16 protein-coding genes and 1 pseudogene are annotated in these 16,480 nt (G+C 74.9%); 10 read left to right on the top strand and 7 right to left on the bottom strand.

Annotated elements, in window-relative coordinates; translation table 11 throughout:
* Positions 1-7 precede the first annotated feature (7 nt).
* Both IE312_RS03330 and IE312_RS03325 read right to left on the bottom strand, forming a co-directional pair.
* A complete protein-coding gene (locus tag IE312_RS03330) occupies positions 8-1,357 on the bottom strand; it encodes a carbohydrate-binding protein (RefSeq protein ID WP_189978111.1) in 1,350 nt (449 codons plus the stop codon).
* Between the two features lie 393 nt (positions 1,358-1,750).
* Positions 1,751-2,734: a LysR family transcriptional regulator gene (locus IE312_RS03325; protein WP_189978109.1), complete on the bottom strand. Its 984-nt coding sequence runs from the start codon at positions 2,732-2,734 to the stop codon at positions 1,751-1,753.
* Between the two features lie 126 nt (positions 2,735-2,860).
* Between IE312_RS03325 and IE312_RS03320 the strand changes: the two genes are divergently transcribed.
* From IE312_RS03320 to IE312_RS03275, 10 genes and pseudogenes are all read left to right on the top strand, one after another.
* Positions 2,861-3,799, top strand: a complete 939-nt coding sequence (locus IE312_RS03320) for a helix-turn-helix domain-containing protein (RefSeq protein WP_189978107.1) — start codon at positions 2,861-2,863, stop codon at positions 3,797-3,799.
* Between the two features lie 36 nt (positions 3,800-3,835).
* Positions 3,836-4,687, top strand: a complete 852-nt coding sequence (locus tag IE312_RS03315; protein ID WP_229898943.1) for a dioxygenase family protein — start codon at positions 3,836-3,838, stop codon at positions 4,685-4,687.
* Positions 4,688-4,793: 106 nt separating this feature from the next.
* Positions 4,794-4,964: pseudogene (locus IE312_RS03310) on the top strand (AIM24 family protein); the annotation flags it as partial.
* Between the two features lie 165 nt (positions 4,965-5,129).
* Complete coding sequence (locus IE312_RS03305) at positions 5,130-6,170, top strand: tetratricopeptide repeat protein (RefSeq protein WP_189978105.1); 1,041 nt, start codon at positions 5,130-5,132, stop codon at positions 6,168-6,170.
* On the top strand, positions 6,167-7,192 hold the full coding sequence (locus tag IE312_RS03300) for a polyprenyl synthetase family protein (RefSeq protein WP_189978103.1): 1,026 nt from the start codon (positions 6,167-6,169) through the stop codon (positions 7,190-7,192). The genes IE312_RS03305 and IE312_RS03300 overlap by 4 nt, the downstream gene beginning before the upstream one ends.
* Before the next feature lie 92 nt (positions 7,193-7,284).
* On the top strand, positions 7,285-8,244 hold the full coding sequence (locus IE312_RS03295) for a threonine/serine dehydratase family protein (protein ID WP_189978101.1): 960 nt from the start codon (positions 7,285-7,287) through the stop codon (positions 8,242-8,244).
* A gap of 144 nt (positions 8,245-8,388) precedes the next feature.
* Positions 8,389-9,984 carry a serine/threonine-protein kinase gene (locus IE312_RS03290; RefSeq protein ID WP_189978099.1) on the top strand — a complete coding sequence of 532 codons (1,596 nt, stop codon included), beginning with the start codon at positions 8,389-8,391 and terminating at the stop codon, positions 9,982-9,984.
* Positions 9,985-10,034: 50 nt separating this feature from the next.
* Positions 10,035-11,006, top strand: coding sequence for an LLM class F420-dependent oxidoreductase (locus IE312_RS03285; RefSeq protein ID WP_189978097.1), 972 nt, complete (start codon positions 10,035-10,037; stop codon positions 11,004-11,006).
* A 130-nt stretch (positions 11,007-11,136) separates the two neighbouring features.
* Positions 11,137-11,571, top strand: a complete 435-nt coding sequence (locus tag IE312_RS03280) for an SsgA family sporulation/cell division regulator (RefSeq protein ID WP_189978095.1) — start codon at positions 11,137-11,139, stop codon at positions 11,569-11,571.
* Between the two features lie 84 nt (positions 11,572-11,655).
* Entirely contained in the window at positions 11,656-12,327 is a 672-nt protein-coding gene (locus tag IE312_RS03275; protein WP_229898941.1) for a DUF2238 domain-containing protein, read from the top strand.
* On the opposite strand, the gene IE312_RS03270 is transcribed toward IE312_RS03275, so the two are convergent.
* From IE312_RS03270 to IE312_RS03250, 5 genes are all read right to left on the bottom strand, one after another.
* Positions 12,324-12,818: a DUF6328 family protein gene (locus tag IE312_RS03270; protein WP_189978093.1), complete on the bottom strand. Its 495-nt coding sequence runs from the start codon at positions 12,816-12,818 to the stop codon at positions 12,324-12,326. The two genes, IE312_RS03275 and IE312_RS03270, sit on opposite strands and share 4 nt — an antisense overlap.
* Before the next feature lie 53 nt (positions 12,819-12,871).
* Positions 12,872-13,855, bottom strand: coding sequence for an aldo/keto reductase (locus IE312_RS03265; protein ID WP_189978091.1), 984 nt, complete (start codon positions 13,853-13,855; stop codon positions 12,872-12,874).
* Positions 13,856-13,859: 4 nt separating this feature from the next.
* Complete coding sequence (locus IE312_RS03260; RefSeq protein ID WP_189978089.1) at positions 13,860-14,495, bottom strand: TetR/AcrR family transcriptional regulator; 636 nt, start codon at positions 14,493-14,495, stop codon at positions 13,860-13,862.
* On the bottom strand, positions 14,492-15,964 hold the full coding sequence (locus IE312_RS03255) for an MFS transporter (protein WP_189978087.1): 1,473 nt from the start codon (positions 15,962-15,964) through the stop codon (positions 14,492-14,494). The genes IE312_RS03260 and IE312_RS03255 overlap by 4 nt, the downstream gene beginning before the upstream one ends.
* Positions 15,965-16,129: 165 nt before the next feature.
* Positions 16,130-16,444, bottom strand: coding sequence for a hypothetical protein (locus IE312_RS03250; protein ID WP_189978085.1), 315 nt, complete (start codon positions 16,442-16,444; stop codon positions 16,130-16,132).
* Positions 16,445-16,480: the final 36 nt, after the last annotated feature.

Here is a 16,480-nt window from a genome sequence, read left to right as displayed (position 1 = left end):
CAGCCGCTCACTGCCGCTGCCACAGCGCGGGGGTGTTCGGCGGCTCCCAGCCCGGCTGGGCCTGGTGCGTCTGCAGACAGCGGTAGGCGGCGCCGCCGTAGGTCACCGTGGCGCCCGCCTGGTAGACGGTGCCGGCCGCCCAGGTGCCGCCCGGGTCGCCCGGGTCGCCGGGGCCGGTCGCGGTCGTCCGCAGCGTGAGGCCGTAGGACTGGAGGATCGGGTTGACCGGCTGGAAGTACGTCGTGCCGCCGCTCGTGCAGTTGCCCGTGCCGCCCGAGGTGACGCCCTGCGCCTGGCTGCCGGAGAGGAACGAGCCGCCCGAGTCGCCCGGTTCGGCGCACACCGAGGTGCGGGTGACCCCGGTGACCGTGCCCTCCTGGTAGGTGACGCTGCTGTTGAGCTGCTGCACCGTGCCGCAGTGCCAGCCCGTCGTCGAGCCGGAACGGCACACGGAGGAGCCCACGGTGGCCTGCGTGGACCCGGTGACCTGCGCGCTGGAGCCGTTGACGTACGGCGTCGCCGTCCAGTTGGTGTTGGCGGCCACCCACGCCATGTCGTTGCCGGGGAAGACGGACGCCTGGAAGGTGCCCTGCGCGACCCGGTTGGCGCCGGTGGTGGTGCTGCCGGGCCGGCCGCAGTGGCCGGCCGTGGCGAAGCCCTGCTGGGTGCCGCGGGTCACCGGGAACCCGATCGAGCAGCGGCTGCTGTTGTCGATGTAGTACGCGTCGCCGCCGCGCAGGTCGTACAGCGGGCGGGGGTGCTCGGCCGACTTCACCGTGCGGACGAGGGAGGCGTCGACGTGGGCCGCCGCCAGCAGAAGGCGGGCGGCGCCCGGGCGGACCGCCCGCACCACCAGCGCGTTGGACGGCACGTCGACGTACCACTCCGGGGTGTCCGTGGCGGCGTGCCGGGTGGCGGCCCGGTCCAGGCGTGCCTTGGCCGCGTCGAGCGCGGCCAGGGAGTGGTGCACCACGCGCGCGGCGGCGCCCAGGGCCCGGATCGCCGGCACGTCGGCCGGGTCCGTGGTGGCGACGGTCAGGGTGTCCGACTCCGCGCCGCGCACCCAGGCGCCCGCGTAGTGCGCGCCCAGCGCGGCCCGCAGCCGGCCGGAGGTGGCGCCCGCCTCCGCCTCGTTGGCCAGGCGGCGCTCGGCCTGCCGCCGGTTCAGGCCCAGGTCCCGTTCCAGTGCCCGCAGGAGGGCGGGCGGAGCCGCGTCGGTGCGGAGCGTCTCGGCCGCGGTGGGCGCGGCCGGGGAGCCGGACGGCCGGGCGCTCGCGGAGCCGCTGAGCCCGGCCACGAGCAGGGCACCCGCCGCCGCGGTGGCTGCGCACGCGGCTGTGAGGTGTCGTTGGAGCATGGGGAGGTCTCCTCGGGTTTTGGTGGAGTGCCGGAAACCGTACGGAGCACCCGCCGGCGCCCGTAAGACGTCAGCCGACCCCCTGCCCCGGTGTTATGGCGGCCGCGCGCACCGGCCGCCGTGACGCGGCCGCCGTCCGGCCGCCGTCACACCCGCCGCCATAACACCCACCGCCAGGCCCGGGCCGCGGCGCACCGGCCGCCGTGACGCGACCGTCGTGCCCGGCCGCCGTCACAACCGCCGCCATCACACGGCCGGAGCGCGGGGACGCCATAACACCCGCCGCCAGGCCCGGGCCGCGGCGCACCGGCCGCCGTGACGCGACCGTCGTGCCCCCGCCGTCGTGCCCCCGCCGTCGTGCCCGCCGCCGCCGTGCTCCGGCCGCCGGGCGCCTCACGACGCGCGCCCGGAGCGGTGGTGCGGCGTGGCCGCCGGCTGGTCGCGGTGCGCGAGCCAGTGGGTGTAACCGTCGCTGCGCGCCGCCGCGTCCTCGTGCGCCTTGCGGCTCTGCGCCAGCACCGCGGCCGCGGTGGCCGCCCGCTGACCGGCCGGACACCAGCCCAGCAGGTGCCGCCAGACCAGCGGGGTGCCGGCCAGCGGACGGGTGGTGAGACCGGGCGTCGACGGAAAGGTGGCCCGGCACAGGCCGACGGCCCGGCCGACCTGCACCAGGTGGACGCAGGAGGCGGTGTCCGTCTCGTACATGCGGCGGGGGGTGAAGCCGGCCCGGGCGCAGGCCGCGGTGAAGCAGTCGCCGAAGCAGCCGTCGCCCGGGACGCACGCCCACGCCTCGTCCGCGAGCGCGGCCAGCTCGATCTCCCGCCCCCGGGCGAGCGGATGGGTGTCGGCGAGCATGACGAAGACCGGGTCGACGGCGATCTCCTCCCAGACCAGGTGGGTGGCGTCGGGCGGCGGCGCCGAGCCGCAGGTACCGGCGAGGGCGAAGTCCAGGCGCCCCTCGGCGAGCAGCCCGGCCAGTTCCCGTTCCGACCAGGAGGCGCGGGTGGTCAGGCTGGCGTCGGGGACGGCGTCGGCGAGCCGGTCCACCAGCGCGCCGAGCAGCGGTCCGTGGGTGCCGCCGAGCCGCAGCCGCCCGCCGTCCCGGCGCCCGCGGGCGAACTCGGCCGCTTCCTGCTGGAGTTCGCTGACCGCGGGGAGCACGATCCGGGTGCGTTCCAGGACCAGTTCACCGAGCGCGGTGGCCCGCACCCCGTGCCGCCCGCGTTCGAAGAGGGTGCCGCCGAGGGCCCGCTCGATGCGCCTGAGCTGTGCGCTCAGTGCGGGCTGAGCGAGCCCGAGCACCGTGGCCGCCCTGGTCAGACTGCCTGCCTCCGCGATGGTCCGAAGGGTCCTGAGATGCCGCAACTCCAGCTCCATGAGGGGAGCTTGCGGCGCCGGACGGCACGGGGCAAGAGGTTGGTCCAGACCAAAGTACGGTATCTGGTCCATGTCCGCGGCAAGCGGCGAGCCCGTCCGGCACGCCTGGAGGAAGGAGCACGAGCCATGCGCGCCACCACCGTCCCCCCGGGAACCCCCGGTCCGCCGACCGCGGCCGGGGACGTACCCCTGCACCGGCTGGAGGTGGCCGGGCCCGGGCACCCGCCGTTCGCCGCGGGCTCCTTCGAGGCGGTGGGACCGCTGTCCCGGTGGCACCGTCCGCACCGGCACACCTTCTACGAGATCATCCACGTCAGCGCCGGTTCCGGCACCCACGTCGTCGACCTGGCGCGCTGGCCGGTGCGGCCCCCGCACCTGGCCGTGGTCCTGCCCGGTCAGGTGCACCACTGGGAGGGCGGGCGGGGCCCGGAGGGGACCCTGGCGCTGTTCACGGACGACTTCCTGGTCGACCACCCCACCGACCGGGAGGTGCTGCGGCGGCTCGGACAGCGGGGCTGGTTCGCGCTGGACGCCGAACACGACCGGTCCGTGGGGCGGTTGATGGCCGAGCTCGTCGCGGAGTACCGGCAGCGCGCCCCGGGTCACGAGAGCGTCCTGCGCTCGCTGCTCCACGTGCTGGTCGTCCGGGCCGCCCGGCTGCCGCGGCACGGGGAGACCGGCCGCGATCCGCGGTCCCTGGGCCGGCCGGCCGCGGTGGCCGCGGAGTTCACCCGGCTGATCGCGCGCCCGGAGGCGGCCGGGTGGTCCGTGCGGGAGTGCGCGAGCCGGCTCGGCGTGACGCCGGGCTACCTCGCCCAGGCGGTACGGGCCGCCACCGGCCGTCCGCCGGGACGGCTGCTGATCGAGGCCCGGGTGTACCAGGCCCAGCAACTGCTCGCCCACACCCGGCTGCCGGTCCGGCAGGTCGCCGCCCGCACCGGTTTCACCGACCCCGCCTACTTCAGCCGGTTCTTCCGCCGGGAGACCGGCAGCAGTCCCGGCGACTTCCGAAAACACCACAGCCGCCACGACCAGTCCCTCGAACTCCCCTCCGCGCGCACTTAGTTTCATTGCGCATCCGACCCCCCACGAGGAGGAGACATGGACGGATCAGGCAGGGACGGCGCCGGTGCCGGTGCGCAGGAGGAACCGCGGTCCGGGCGGCTCGTCCACCGCAAGACGGTGCTGCGCGCGGCACTCGCCGCCACCGCCGCGGTGCCCGTCGCCCTGATCGGCGGCCCGGCGCTCGCCCGCACGTTCGCCGCGGGCGGCCCGGCGCCCGGGCTCACCCCGTCGTGCGACGACGGCGACCACCCCACCCCGGAGCAGATCGAGGGCCCCTACTTCAAACCGAACTCGCCGCAGCGCACGAGCCTGCTGGAGCCGGGCCTGCCGGGTACCCGGCTCACCGTGACCGGCTACGTCTTCGGCCGGGCCTGTCTCCCCCTGTCCGGTGTCCTGCTGGACTTCTGGCAGGCCGACACCAACGGCGCGTACGACAACACGGGTTTCCGGCTGCGCGGCCACCAGTTCACCGACTCCCGCGGCTCCTTCGCGCTGACCACGATCGTGCCGGGCCTCTACCCGGGGCGGACCCGTCACCTCCACGTCAAGGTGCAGGCGCCGCACCGGTCCGTCCTGACCACGCAGCTGTACTTCCCGAACGAACCGCGCAACAACACCGACACGATCTTCGACTCCCGCCTGCTGATGACGGTGCGCGACGGGGGCGGCGGCCGGGAGGCGGCGTTCGACTTCGTCCTCGACGTGCCGCAGGATCCCGGCCCGGGGCCCGGCCCCTCGTCCCCGGAGAACACGTGGACGCCGGGGACCGCCTACCGGACGGGCGACTGGGTCACGTACGCGGCGCGCGCCTACGTCTGCCTCCAGCCGCACACCTCCCAGCCCGGCTGGGAGCCCCCGGCGGTGCCGGCGCTGTGGCAGCCCGCCTGAGGCAGGCTCCGCGATGTTGGCGGAACGCCGCCTTCCGGGACACCATGCCCCGCATGAAGGGTGATCTTTTTTCCAGTCAGCACGTGGTGCGGCCGGCCGTGGAGCCGCGGTGGTGGGCTGGACGGCGGACCTGCAGACCTCGCTGCACCGCTCGCAGTCCATCGGCTCGATGCTGCGCGGCGGTTCGGGCGAGGCCGTGCAACTCATGCTCCAGGGCGAGGGGTTCGTGGTGGTGCGGCCGAGCGAGGTGACGCCCCAGAAGGCCCAGCAGCACTGACCGCCGCACTGTGATCCACCTCGCAGGGGCAACCGCCGCCGCCGTACCGGCGTCTTGACGGACGACAGACCGAGCCCCGGCCCCTCGGGCCGGGGCATACTTCCGAGACACTATGCACGACGTGTATACGCTCCGTGTATACACATCGCGTATAGAAGGGTACGCATGTACGGCAAGGCTTCCGCCCCGGAGTACCAGGGCGCCCTGACCACCCTGTCCGTGAACTCCTCGCTGGTCGACGTGCTGGCCGAGGGCACCGAGCGGCTGCGCGAGGCCGAGCGGTCCGGGCGCCCCGGCGAGGCGGCGCGCTGCGGGCTCGCCGTCGCCGAGGCACACCGGCGGCTCGGCCATGTGCACGAGGCCGACAGCGCCTGGAAGGCGAGCTACCGCGCCGCCCGTGAGGCCGGTGACACCGCGGCCATGGCCTGGGCCCTGTGGAGCGGGGGCACGCTGGCCCGGCAGCGCGGGGCGTTCCCGCTGGCCTGGCGGCTGCTGGGACTCGCGGCCGACCTCGGCGAGCGCGGCGGGGACGTCGTGGTGCGCGGCTACTCGCTGGCCGGCCTCGCGGAGACCGGCCGGATCCAGGGCGACTACGCGGCCGTCGGCCGACTGCACGAGCAGCTGCTGGCCGAGGCCCGCAGGCGGGGCGAGGCCCGGCACACGGTGTGGGCCCTGGAGGGCATCGCGCAGATGCACCGCAACACCGGGGAGTACGACCGGGCCTACGCCCTGTTCCAGGAAGCCGCGGAGATAGCCGAGCGCGCCGACGACCGGCGCGGCCACGCCTGGGCGCTGCGCGGGCTCGCGGACGTGCTCTCGGTGCGCGACGGCGCCACCGAGCGGGCGCTGGAACTGCTGGCCGAGGCGGAGGCGACCTGCCGGGAGATGAATCTCTCCAGCGCGCTCGCCTACAACCACAAGATGCAGGGCAACGTCCTGTACCGCGCGGGCCGTCACGCCGAGGCCCGGGAGCGGTACGAGCTGGCGCTGACGGAGTTCCGGACGATGAGCGAACCGCGCGGCGAGGCACTGTCCCGGCTGGGCCTCGCCAAGTCCCTCGCCCGGCTCGGCCGCGACCGGGCCGAGACCGCCGCCGAACTCGCCGACCTGGCCCGGACGCTGGAGCGCAGCGGACTGCGGCACGCGCGGGAGATGGTGGCCCGGGCCCAGCGGGAGTTCGGTCTCGGAACGGAGGCCGCACGGTGACCGCGCCCGTCTCGCCGGCGCGGGAGTCCGCCCGGCACGCCCTCGTCCGGTGCCGCGAGCTGGTGCGGCCGCACCTGCGGGCGGCGGTGGGGCGGCTGCACCCCTGGGTCGCCGAGATGGCCGCGTACTCCTTCGGCTGGTGCGAGGTCGGCGGGGCGCCCGCCGGTGCGCCGGGCGGCAAGGGCGTACGGCAGGCGCTCGCGGTCCTCGGCGCCGAGGCGGCGGGTGCCGACGGCCGGGCCGGCGTCCCGGCGGCGGTCGCCGTGGAGCTGGTGCACGCCTTCTCGCTGCTGCACGACGACGTCATGGACGGCGACGCGACCCGCCGCGGCCGTCCTGCCGTCTGGCAGGCCTACGGCACGGGTCCGGCCGTGCTGGCCGGGGACGCGCTGTTCGCGCTGGCGGTGGACACTCTCGCCGCCGTGCCCGGGGGAACGGGCGCGGTACGGCTGCTCTCGGCCGCCCTCGCCGACCTGGTGCGCGGGCAGGCCGACGACCTGCTGTTCACCACCCGGCCCTGGACCGGCCCGGACCGGGTGACGGCCCGGGAGTACGAGGAGATGGCCGAGGGCAAGACCGGCGCCCTGCTGGGCTGTGCCGCCGCGCTGGGCGCCGGGCTCGGCGGCGCGCCCCCGGAGACGGTCACCGCGCTGGACCGGGCCGGCCGGCACCTCGGGGTCGCCTTCCAGCTGGTCGACGACGTGCTCGGCATCTGGGGCGACCCGGCCGTCACCGGCAAGCCCGTCGGCGGCGATCTGCGGGAGGGCAAGAAGACGTTCCCGGTGCTGGCCGCGCTCGGGTCCCCGGCGGCCCGGCGGCTGCCCGCACTGCTCTCGGGCCCCGAGCACACCGCGGAGGCAGCCGCGCTGATCGACGCGGCGGGGGGCCGTACGGCGGCGCTGGCCGCGGCCCGCACCCACACGGCCGCCGCACGGGAGCTGCTCACCTCCGCGCCCCTGGCCACCGGGGCCGCCGAGGAGCTGACGGCCCTGCTCGACCTCTTGGTGGGCCGCACGCTCTAGCCGTCCGGCGAATCGGCGTTGACCGGCGGTGCGCCGGCGGGTGAAGGTGCGGGCGGCACGGTTTCCGACCCGCGCCGGAAGGTGAGACAACCGTGATCGACCTCGCGGACATCCAGACCGCCGCACAGCGCATCGCCGGGCACGTCGTCCGGACGCCGACGGTGCCGAGCCCCGGCCTGAGCGCACTGCTCGGCGTCCCGGTCACCGCCAAGCTCGAACTGCTCCAGCGCACCGGCTCCTTCAAGGCCCGCGGGGCCACCGCCAAGCTGCTGTCGCTCAGCGGGGCCGAGCGGGCGGCGGGCGTCGTCGCGGTCAGCGGCGGCAACCACGGGATCGCGCTCGCGGTCATGGCGGCGGCCCTCGACGTGAAGGCGACCGTGGTGATGCCGCGCACCGCTCCCCCGCGCTCCCTCGCGCTCGCCGAGGCCGCCGGGGCGTCGGTGCGGCTGACGGACGGCATGGACAGCGCCTTCCAGCTGGTGACCCGGCTGCGGGACGAGGGCCTGACGCTGGTCCACCCGTTCGACGACCCGGTGGTGATCGCCGGACAGGGCACGGTGGGCCTCGAACTGGCCGAGGACGCCGGGGAGCTGACCGATGTCGTGGTCAGTGTCGGGGGCGGCGGCCTCGTCGCCGGTGTGGCGGCGGCCCTGCGCGCCCTGCGGCCCGGGGTGCGCGTGTGGGGCGTGGAGACCGCGGGCGCGGAGGCGATGTCCGGCGCGCTGAAGGCCGGCGGTCCGCTGCCGGTGCCGCTGTCCTCCCTGGTCACCACGTTGAGCGCGCCCTCGGTGTCGCAGCTGACGTACGACCATGTGTCCGCGCTGGTCGAGGAGGTCCTCGTGGTCCCGGACCGGGAGTCGGTGCGGGGCTGCCTGGAGTTCGCCGAGCACGCCAAGGTGTGGGCGGAGCCGGCCGCGGGCTGTCTGCTGCCGGCGGCCCGGCAGGTACGGGAGCGGGCCGGCGCCGGGGCCCGGATCGGGCTCGTGGTGTGCGGCGGCAACACGACGCCCGGGGAACTCGTCGGCTGGGCCGGTTCCTTCGGGCTGCTGTGAGCCGCGGCGGCCATCCCGGTACCGGGACCGTCTTCGAACGTTTGAATGGAAGGCGGGAAGCGCCGTGAATTGAGGATTCTTTGAACGCACCCCCGCGCGCCCCGCGTACCTCTGGCAAAGAGGACGCAGCGGTTTCAGCGAGGGATGACCATGGTCAAGGCGCACGTCTCCGCACACGAGTTGGTCGCCGGCCGGTACCGGCTCCTGGAGGTCTTCGCCCGCGAGACGAACCGCCTGTGGTGGTACGCCGAGGACGTGACCGCGCAGCAGCCGCGCCTGGTGGCCCAGACCGCCCTGCCGGAACCCGCCGACGGGGACACCGCGCGCCGCGTCACCGCCCGGGTCGTGCGCACGTCCCAGACCATGCGGCTGCTGCGTCCGGACCAGGTCGCCGCGGTCGTCGACGCCGTGGTGGAGGCCGGCACCCTGTGGACGGTCACCGAGTGGATCGACGGCACGCCCCTGAGCGGGCTGCTCGCCGAGGAGGGCTCCCTCCACCCGGTGCGGGCGGCCCGGCTCGGCCTGGAACTCCTGGACGTGCTGCAGGCCGCGCACGACGAGGGCATCACGCACGGGGAGCTGAGCCCCGGGCAGGTCTTCGTGCGCGACGGCGCCCCCGTCGTCGTCACCGGGTTCGGCCTGGCGGGCGCGACCCTGGTCCCGCGGCTGACGGCACCGTCGTACGCCTCCCCGGAGCAGGCCCGCGACGAGCGCATCGGTCCGGCCGCCGACCTCTGGGCACTGGGCGCGCTGCTGTACACGGCGGTCGAGGGCCGGCCGCCGTTCCGGGACCGCGGCCGGCCCGACGCCACGCTGAAGGCGGTGGACCGGCTGCCGTTGCGCGCCCCCCTGCGGACGGGTCCGCTCACCCAGGCCGTGCAGGGACTGCTGCGCAAGGACGCGCGGGAACGGCTGACCCGGCCGGTGGTCCGGGAGGCGCTGACCCGGGTGGTGAGCGAGGACGCCGACGCGGACCGGGAGCCGGTCCCCGCGCCCCGGCTGCGCGGTGCCTACCGGGGTGTACGGCCGGCGGGGGCGCTGCGGAGCAGGCGTGTGCTCGCCGTCGGCGCCGCCCTGGCCGCGGTCGCGGTCGCCGCTGCGGTGCTGGTGGCGACCGGCGCGCTGCCCGGTGGCCCGACCGCCCCGGCGCCGCCCCGGGCCGGCGCCCCGGCCACGCCGACCGGCCGGCACACCGACGGCGGCACCCCGGCCGCCTCCGCGCCGGCCGCCTCCGCCTCGGCCGCCACGCCGAGCGCCCCGGTGTCCTCCGCGCTGCCGGCCGGCTACCGCCGCTACAGCGCGCCCGAGGGCTTCTCGGTGGCACTGCCCGACGGCTGGCGACGGCTGGCCACCTCCCGGGTGTCCGACCTCGCCTACCGCGTCACCTTCGGCCGGGGCGGCGCTACGCCCTCCCTCGCCGTGACCTACAGCGAGCGGGTGGGCCCCGACCCGGTCGCCGTCTGGCGGGACGACGTCGAGCCCGGGCTGGCGCGGCTTCCCGGCTACCACCGGGTGGGCTCCGTACGGGCCGTCACCTACCAGGGGCACCCGGCGGCCGACCTGGAATGGCTCGCGGGGTCCGGGAACACGCGGACGCACACCTTCGGGCGGGGCTTCCTGCTGGGCGGCACCCGGGGCTTCTCCCTGCGGTTCACCGCGCCGGCCGCGCGCTGGGACGACACCGCCGACCGACTGGCGCTGAAGACCTTCCTGGGGACGTTCCGGCCGCCGAAGGCGTGAGCCGGGCCCGCGGGCCGTTTTCCGGCCGCCGTGCCGGGGACTCGGTTCCCATGGTGCAAATCGGATACACGATGATGACCGAGCAGACGGGTCCCCGGGAGCTGGTGGACCATGTGGTGGGCGCCGAGGAGGCCGGGTTCGACTTCTCGGTGATCTCCGACCACTACTTCCCGTGGCTGCGCTCGCAGGGGCACGCCTCGTACGCGTGGAGCGTGCTGGGCGCCGCCGCACAGGCCACCTCGCGGATCCCCCTGATGACCTACGTCACCTGCCCCATCCTGCGGTACCACCCGGCGATCGTGGCGCAGAAGGCCGCGACCGTGCAGCTGCTGTCGGAGGGCAGGTTCCGGCTCGGCCTCGGTGCCGGCGAGAACCTCAACGAACACGTCGTGGGCGGCGGCTGGCCCCCGGCCGACGTGCGCCACGAGATGCTGGAAGAGGCGGTCCAGATCATCCGCGCGCTGTTCGAGGGCGGACACGTCAACCATCACGGGCAGCACTACGACGTCGAGTCGGCCCGGCTGTGGGACCTGCCGGAGCAGGCGCCGCCGATCGGCATCGCCGTCTCCGGGGAGCAGTCCTGCAAGCTCGCCGGGCACCTCGCCGACCTGGTGATCGCGACCGAGCCGAAGGCGGGGCTGCTGGAGGCCTTCGACCGGCACGGCGGCAGCGGCAAGCCGCGCGTGGGCCAGCTGCCGGTCTGCTACGACCCCGACCGGGACACCGCCGTCAAGCGCGCCCACTCCCAGTTCCGCTGGTTCGGGCTGGGCTGGAAGGTGAACGCGGAGCTGCCCCACCCGGACTCCTTCGAGGCGGCGACCCAGTTCGTCACCGAGGACGACGTCGCCTCCGCCATCCCGTGCGGTGACGACCCCGACGCCTTCGTGGAGGCCGTACGGCCCTACGCGGAGGCCGGGTACGGGGAGATCGCCCTGGTGCAGATCGGCGGGGACTCGCAGCCGGAGTTCCTCGACTGGTCGGCGAAGACCCTGCTGCCGGCGCTGCGGGAGGCGTTCGCCTGACGGACCGCCGTCCGGCCCGGTGCCCGGCGGCGGCGGGCGGGGTTGTGGGGAATCAGTCACTTGGGTGAGCATCCCGGGCACATCGGGGGTACTAGAGGGCCCTACGTCCATTGTCGCCGGAGGCCCCCGCGTGAAGTCGTTCGTGTACAAGACCCTGGTGGTGCAGCTCCTGGCCCAGGGCACCGGACGGTGCCCGGTGCTGGCCCACCTCAGTTACGACGCGGACGACCCGTTCGCCGTCAGCGCCGTCTTCGCCCACGACGGCCGGGTGCTGGCCTCCTGGCGGCTGGACCGGCAGATGCTGTCCGACGGGCTGGTCCGGCCGGTCGGGGTCGGCGACGTGCGGATGCGGCCGGAGGCCACCGGGCTCTGGCACGAGCTGCGCCTGGAGTTCCTCGGGGACGTCCGGCCGGACGGCAGCCGTCATCACGCGGTGGTGTTCGCCTGGGCTCCCGCGATCGCCGCGTTCCTGCGCGAGACGCAGCAGGTCGTGCCGACGGGACGGGAACGCTTCCCGGCGGACGAGCTGCTGGCGGAGATCCTCTCCACGGCTGAGTCTGAGTAGCCGTACTCATGCCCGCGGCCCGCGCCGGGCCGCACCATGGGGCTCCTACGACACCCGAGGCCGTCCTCAGGCAAGGAGCCCGCCGTGACCGCAGTGCACCCCGCCCCGCTCCGCGCGCCGCGCCGCGTACCACCCGCCCTCTTCGCCGGCGTGGTGGCGGCGGGCCTGGCCGTGTCCGCGTGGGGTGCGCGCGACCGCACCACCTGGTTCCTGGAGACGGTCTGGGCGCTGGTGGGCCTGCCGCTGGTGGTGCTCGCGTGGCGGCGCTTCCCGCTGACGGGACTGCTGTGCGGGCTGCTGACCGCGCACGCGCTGGTCCTGGCGGTCGGCGGGCACTACACCTACGCGCAGGTGCCGGTGGGTGACTGGGTGCGCGACACCCTGGGCCTGGACCGCAATCCGTACGACCGTTTCGGCCACCTGATGCAGGGCTTCGTCCCGGCCGTGCTGGTGCGGGAACTGCTCACCCGTACCTCGCCGCTGCGCGGGAGCCGGTGGCTCGCGCCGCTCACCGTGTGCGCCTGCCTCGCCTTCAGCGCCTGCTTCGAGCTGCTGGAGTGGCTGGCGGCCGAGATCGGCGGCCACGGCGCGGACGCGTTCCTCGCCACCCAGGGCGATGTGTGGGACACCCAGTGGGACATGTGCTGCGCGCTGATCGGGGCGGTGCTCTCGGTGGTGCTGCTCAGCAGGGTGCACGACCGGCAGCTGGGGGCCCTCGGGGCCCGCCGGTCCCAGGGCCAGTCCGACAGGCCCTAGTCGTCCGCCCGGGAGGAGTGCCGGCGGCGGGCCCACAGCGGCAGGCCGTACCAGCACAGCAGGTACCAGGACACGACGGCCGCCACCAGGTACGGCACGTAGCCGTCGTGGGTGGCCACCCGGAGGATCAGCAGCAGGGACGACGTCATCGTGGCGAGCAGCAGCACCAGGCCGACGAAGGTCAGCCGGGACGCCAGCCGGACCGCCTGCGGCTTGACCCGGCGGCCGGAGACCAGGCGGTGCAGGGAGACCGGTCCGATGAGGGCGCCGGTCGCGCAGGCGCCCAGGACGACGGTCACGATGTAGATGGCCTGGTCGGTGTCGGTGAGCCGTACGTACTTCGGCTGGAAGACCACCGTCAGCAGGAAGCCGAAGAGGATCTGCACCCCCGTCTGGGCCACCCGGACCTCTTGGATGAGTTCACCCCACATCCGGTCGGCCCGCTCCTCCTCGGTCTCGTCGCGCCCTCTGCGCCGTTCCGCCTGCGTCATGCGGTTGCGTGTAACCGTCCGGTCGTCCCTTCAAACGGTGCGCGTGTCCGCGGCTACCAGCGGTGCTCGACCTGGTCCTTGACGCGCCGTTCGTACAGTTCGCGGATCGCGGTGAACGTCTCCTCGGGCAGCGGCGGCAGCTTGGCCGCGGCGGCGTTGGCGCGGGCCTGCTCCGGGTTGCGGGCGCCGGGGATCACCGTGGTCACACCGTCCTGCTCGATGATCCAGCGCAGCGCCAGCTGGGCCGGTGTGTACCCCTCCGGGGCCAGCGCGGCGAACTCGGCGGCGGCCTCGACACCGGTCGCGTAGTCCACGCCAAAGAAGGTCTCGCCCTGGTCGAAGGCCTCGCCGTGCCGGTTGAAGGTGCGGTGGTCGTCGGCCGCGAAGACCGTGTCCTTCGTGTACTTGCCGGACAGCAGCCCGGAGGCGAGCGGCACGCGCGCGATGATGCCGACGCCGGCCGCGCGGGCGGCGGGCAACACTTCATGCAGGGGCTTCATGCGGAACGGGTTGAGGATGATCTGCACGCTCGCCACGTTCGGCCGGGCGATCGCGGTGAGCGCCTCGGCGCAGGTCTCCACGCTCACCCCGTACGCGGCGACGCGCTCCTCCTCGACCAGGGTGTCCAGGGCGTCGAACACCGCGTCGCTGGAGTAGACCGGGGTGGGCGGGCAGTGCAGCTGCACCAGGTCGATCCGGTCGACGCCGAGGTTGCGGCGGGAGCGGTCGGTCCAGGCGCGGAAGTTGTCCAGCACGTAGTGGGCGGGGATCTGCTCGGCCCGGCGGCCCATCTTGGTGGCCACGAGCACGTGCAGGTCGGGGCGGCCGCGCAGGAACGAGGCGATGGTCCCCTCGCTGCGTCCGTCCCCGTACACGTCGGCCGTGTCGAAGAAGGTGACGCCGGCCTCGGCCGCCGCCTCCAGGACGGACAGGGCCTCCTTGTCGTCCACGGTGCCCCAGTCGGCGCCCAGCTGCCATGTGCCGAGGCCGACGACCGATGCCCACTGACCCGACCTGCCGATCACGCGTTCGTCCATGGCGTCAGTCTGTCATCCGGTGCGGCCCCGCCGCGCCCCGCGGAACGCGCCGCAAGGGGGTGAGCTGCGCCTGGACGGCGGGTCCGTAGCGGTCGGCGAGGGCGTCGGCGTCGGTGCCGCGCAGGTGCGGGCCGCGGGCGACGCCGTACATCACCCCGAGGCCGACCAGGGCGGCGACGGCGAGCTCGGCGCGCAGGCCCGCGTCGGGACCGGTGAGCCGGGCGGCGAGGCGTTCGGTCACCTGGGCGCGGAAGTTGGCGCGCAGGACCTCGCCGTGGTCGCCGTGGAGCGGGGCGAAGGCGATGCGCAGCAGCGGGTCGGCGCCCCGCTCGCGCTGGCTGGACACCACGTGCCGGACCATGTGCCGGCCCAGGTCCTCCAGCGGGGCGTCCAGCAGGTCGTCGGCGTCGGTCTCGAAGGACATCACGCGGGCGAACAGGGCGTCCTTGTTGCCGAAGTACTTCAGGACCAGTGGCGGGCTGACCCCGGCCCGCTCGGCCACGGCCTTCAGGGTGATGTCGGCGTGCGCGTGCCGGGCCAGGAGGTGGCGGGCGGCCTTCAGGATGGCGGCCTTGGTGGCCTCGGCGTCCCTGCGCGCGGGGGCGGACGCCCGGCCGGGTGGCGTGGTCATGGCTCTCATGCTCCCTCCATCGCCTCGTCGCGGGTGCCCCGGGTGGCGCCCCGGGACCGTCCGGTGCCGTGGTCGGGGCCGTCGCCGGGGATGGACAGGGCCGCCGCGCAGGCCGCGAGGGCGACGGCGCCCGCCAGCGCGAAGGCGAGCAGGTAGCCGTGCAGGGTGGGCACGGGAACACCGCCGAGGGGACTGCTGTGGTGGACGAGGACGGCGGCGACGGCCGCGCTGGAGACGGCCTGGCCGATGGTGCGCATCAGGACGTTGACGCCGTTGGCGGAGGCGGTCTGGGCGGCCGGGACCGCGCGCAGGATCAGGGTCGGCAGTGCGGAGTAGGCGAGCGTGGTGCCGGTCGCCACCACGGACGCCCCCAGGATGATCATCCACAGGTCCCGGCTGTCGGCGATGCGCAGCGCGTATCCGCAGGCGATCACGGCGGCGCCCAGCGCGAGCGTGATCCGCGGGCCGCGCGCGGCCGAGATGCGGGCCGACAGCGGGGAGAACAGCAGCATGGTGACGCCGCCGGGCAGCAGGCAGAGCCCGGTGGCGACGATGGACAGGCCCAGGCCGTACCCGGTGGCCTTCGGTGCCTGCACCAGCTGGGCGGTGACCAGCGAGTTGGCGTAGAAGGCGAACCCGGTGAGCAGGGCCGCCACATGGGACAGGCCCACCCGTGGCCGGGTGACCAGCCGCAGGTCGACCAGCGGCCGGGCGGCGCGCAGCTGCTGCCCGCACCACAGGGCGAGCACGACGGCGGAGGCGAGGAACAGGGCGAGGACCCGGGCGCTGCCCCAGCCCCAGGTGCCGCTCTGGGAGACGCCCAGCAGCAGGCAGACCAGCCCGGCGGCGAGGCCGAACGCGCCGGCGACGTCGAAGCGGCCGGGCTCGCGCACCGGCGACTCCCGCACCGCCCACCAGGTCGCCGTGACGCCCAGCGCGCCGAGGGCGCCGGTGAGCCAGAACATGGTGTGCCAGTCGGCGTACTGCACGACCAGCGCGGCGAGCGGCAGGCCGAGCGCGGCGCCGATGCCGACGGTGGAACTCATGAGGGCCACCGCCGAGCCGCGGCGCTCGGGCGGGAGTTCGTCGCGCAGGATGCTGATGGACAGCGGGACCACGGAGGCGGCGGCGCCCTGGAGCGCGCGGGCGGCGATGAGCACGCCGATGTCGGAGGAGAGCGCGCACATCACGGAGCCGACGGTCATCAGGGCGAGCGCGGCGGTGAGCACCCGGCGCTTGCCGTACATGTCACCGGCCCGGCCGAGCACGGGGGTGAGGACGGCGCCGGAGAGCAGGGTCGCGGTGACCGTCCAGGAGACGGCGGCGGCCGAGGCGCCGGTGAGCCGGGGCAGGTCGGGCAGGAGCGGGACGACCACGGTCTGCATGACGGCCATGAGGATGCCGCCCGACGCCAGCACGGGAACGGTGAGCCGGTCGCGCAGCCGGGGCCGCGGGGGTATGGGGGCGGGCTGGTCCATCGGCGCTCCTGCGGGGCGGGCGGCACGGTGACGAGGTGAATACCCATTCACCTTATCGAGTGAATGGGTATTCACCAACGCGTGTTCACCCGGCGGCCGGCGGCCATCAGGGCACCGGCGTTCACCAGGCCGTGCTCGGCATCGCCCGGCTTGGCGGTCTCGCGCTCACGGGATGAGCCGGCTCCTGTGCACAGCGAAGGTGTCCCGTCCATCCGGCGTCGTGACCCCGTCCGGGCAAGTGGAGACAGTCACGACTCCGTCGCCGGAGGTCGCCTCGATGTCGCCTTGGACCTCGCACGCCACCGTGACCTCGATCGGGTAGACCGACTCGGGGGTCAGCTCGGCGAACCGCGCGAAGACCGAACTCTTGTCGATCGAAGACCGGCGTCGGCCCGCGGCGTCGACGAACTGAACCTCGACGATGCCGGGAAACGGCTCGTCATCCACCCAACGAACCGCTTCGCACCGCAGCTCAGGCACTCGGGCTCCCTTCCTGGTTCCGGACCTCGGCGGCAA

It is taken from the genome of Streptomyces capoamus, assembly GCF_014654935.1.
Taxonomy (GTDB): domain Bacteria; phylum Actinomycetota; class Actinomycetes; order Streptomycetales; family Streptomycetaceae; genus Streptomyces; species Streptomyces capoamus.
Note: the sequence above shows the minus strand (reverse complement) of the source record. Positions and strands in the feature narration are given on the sequence as shown.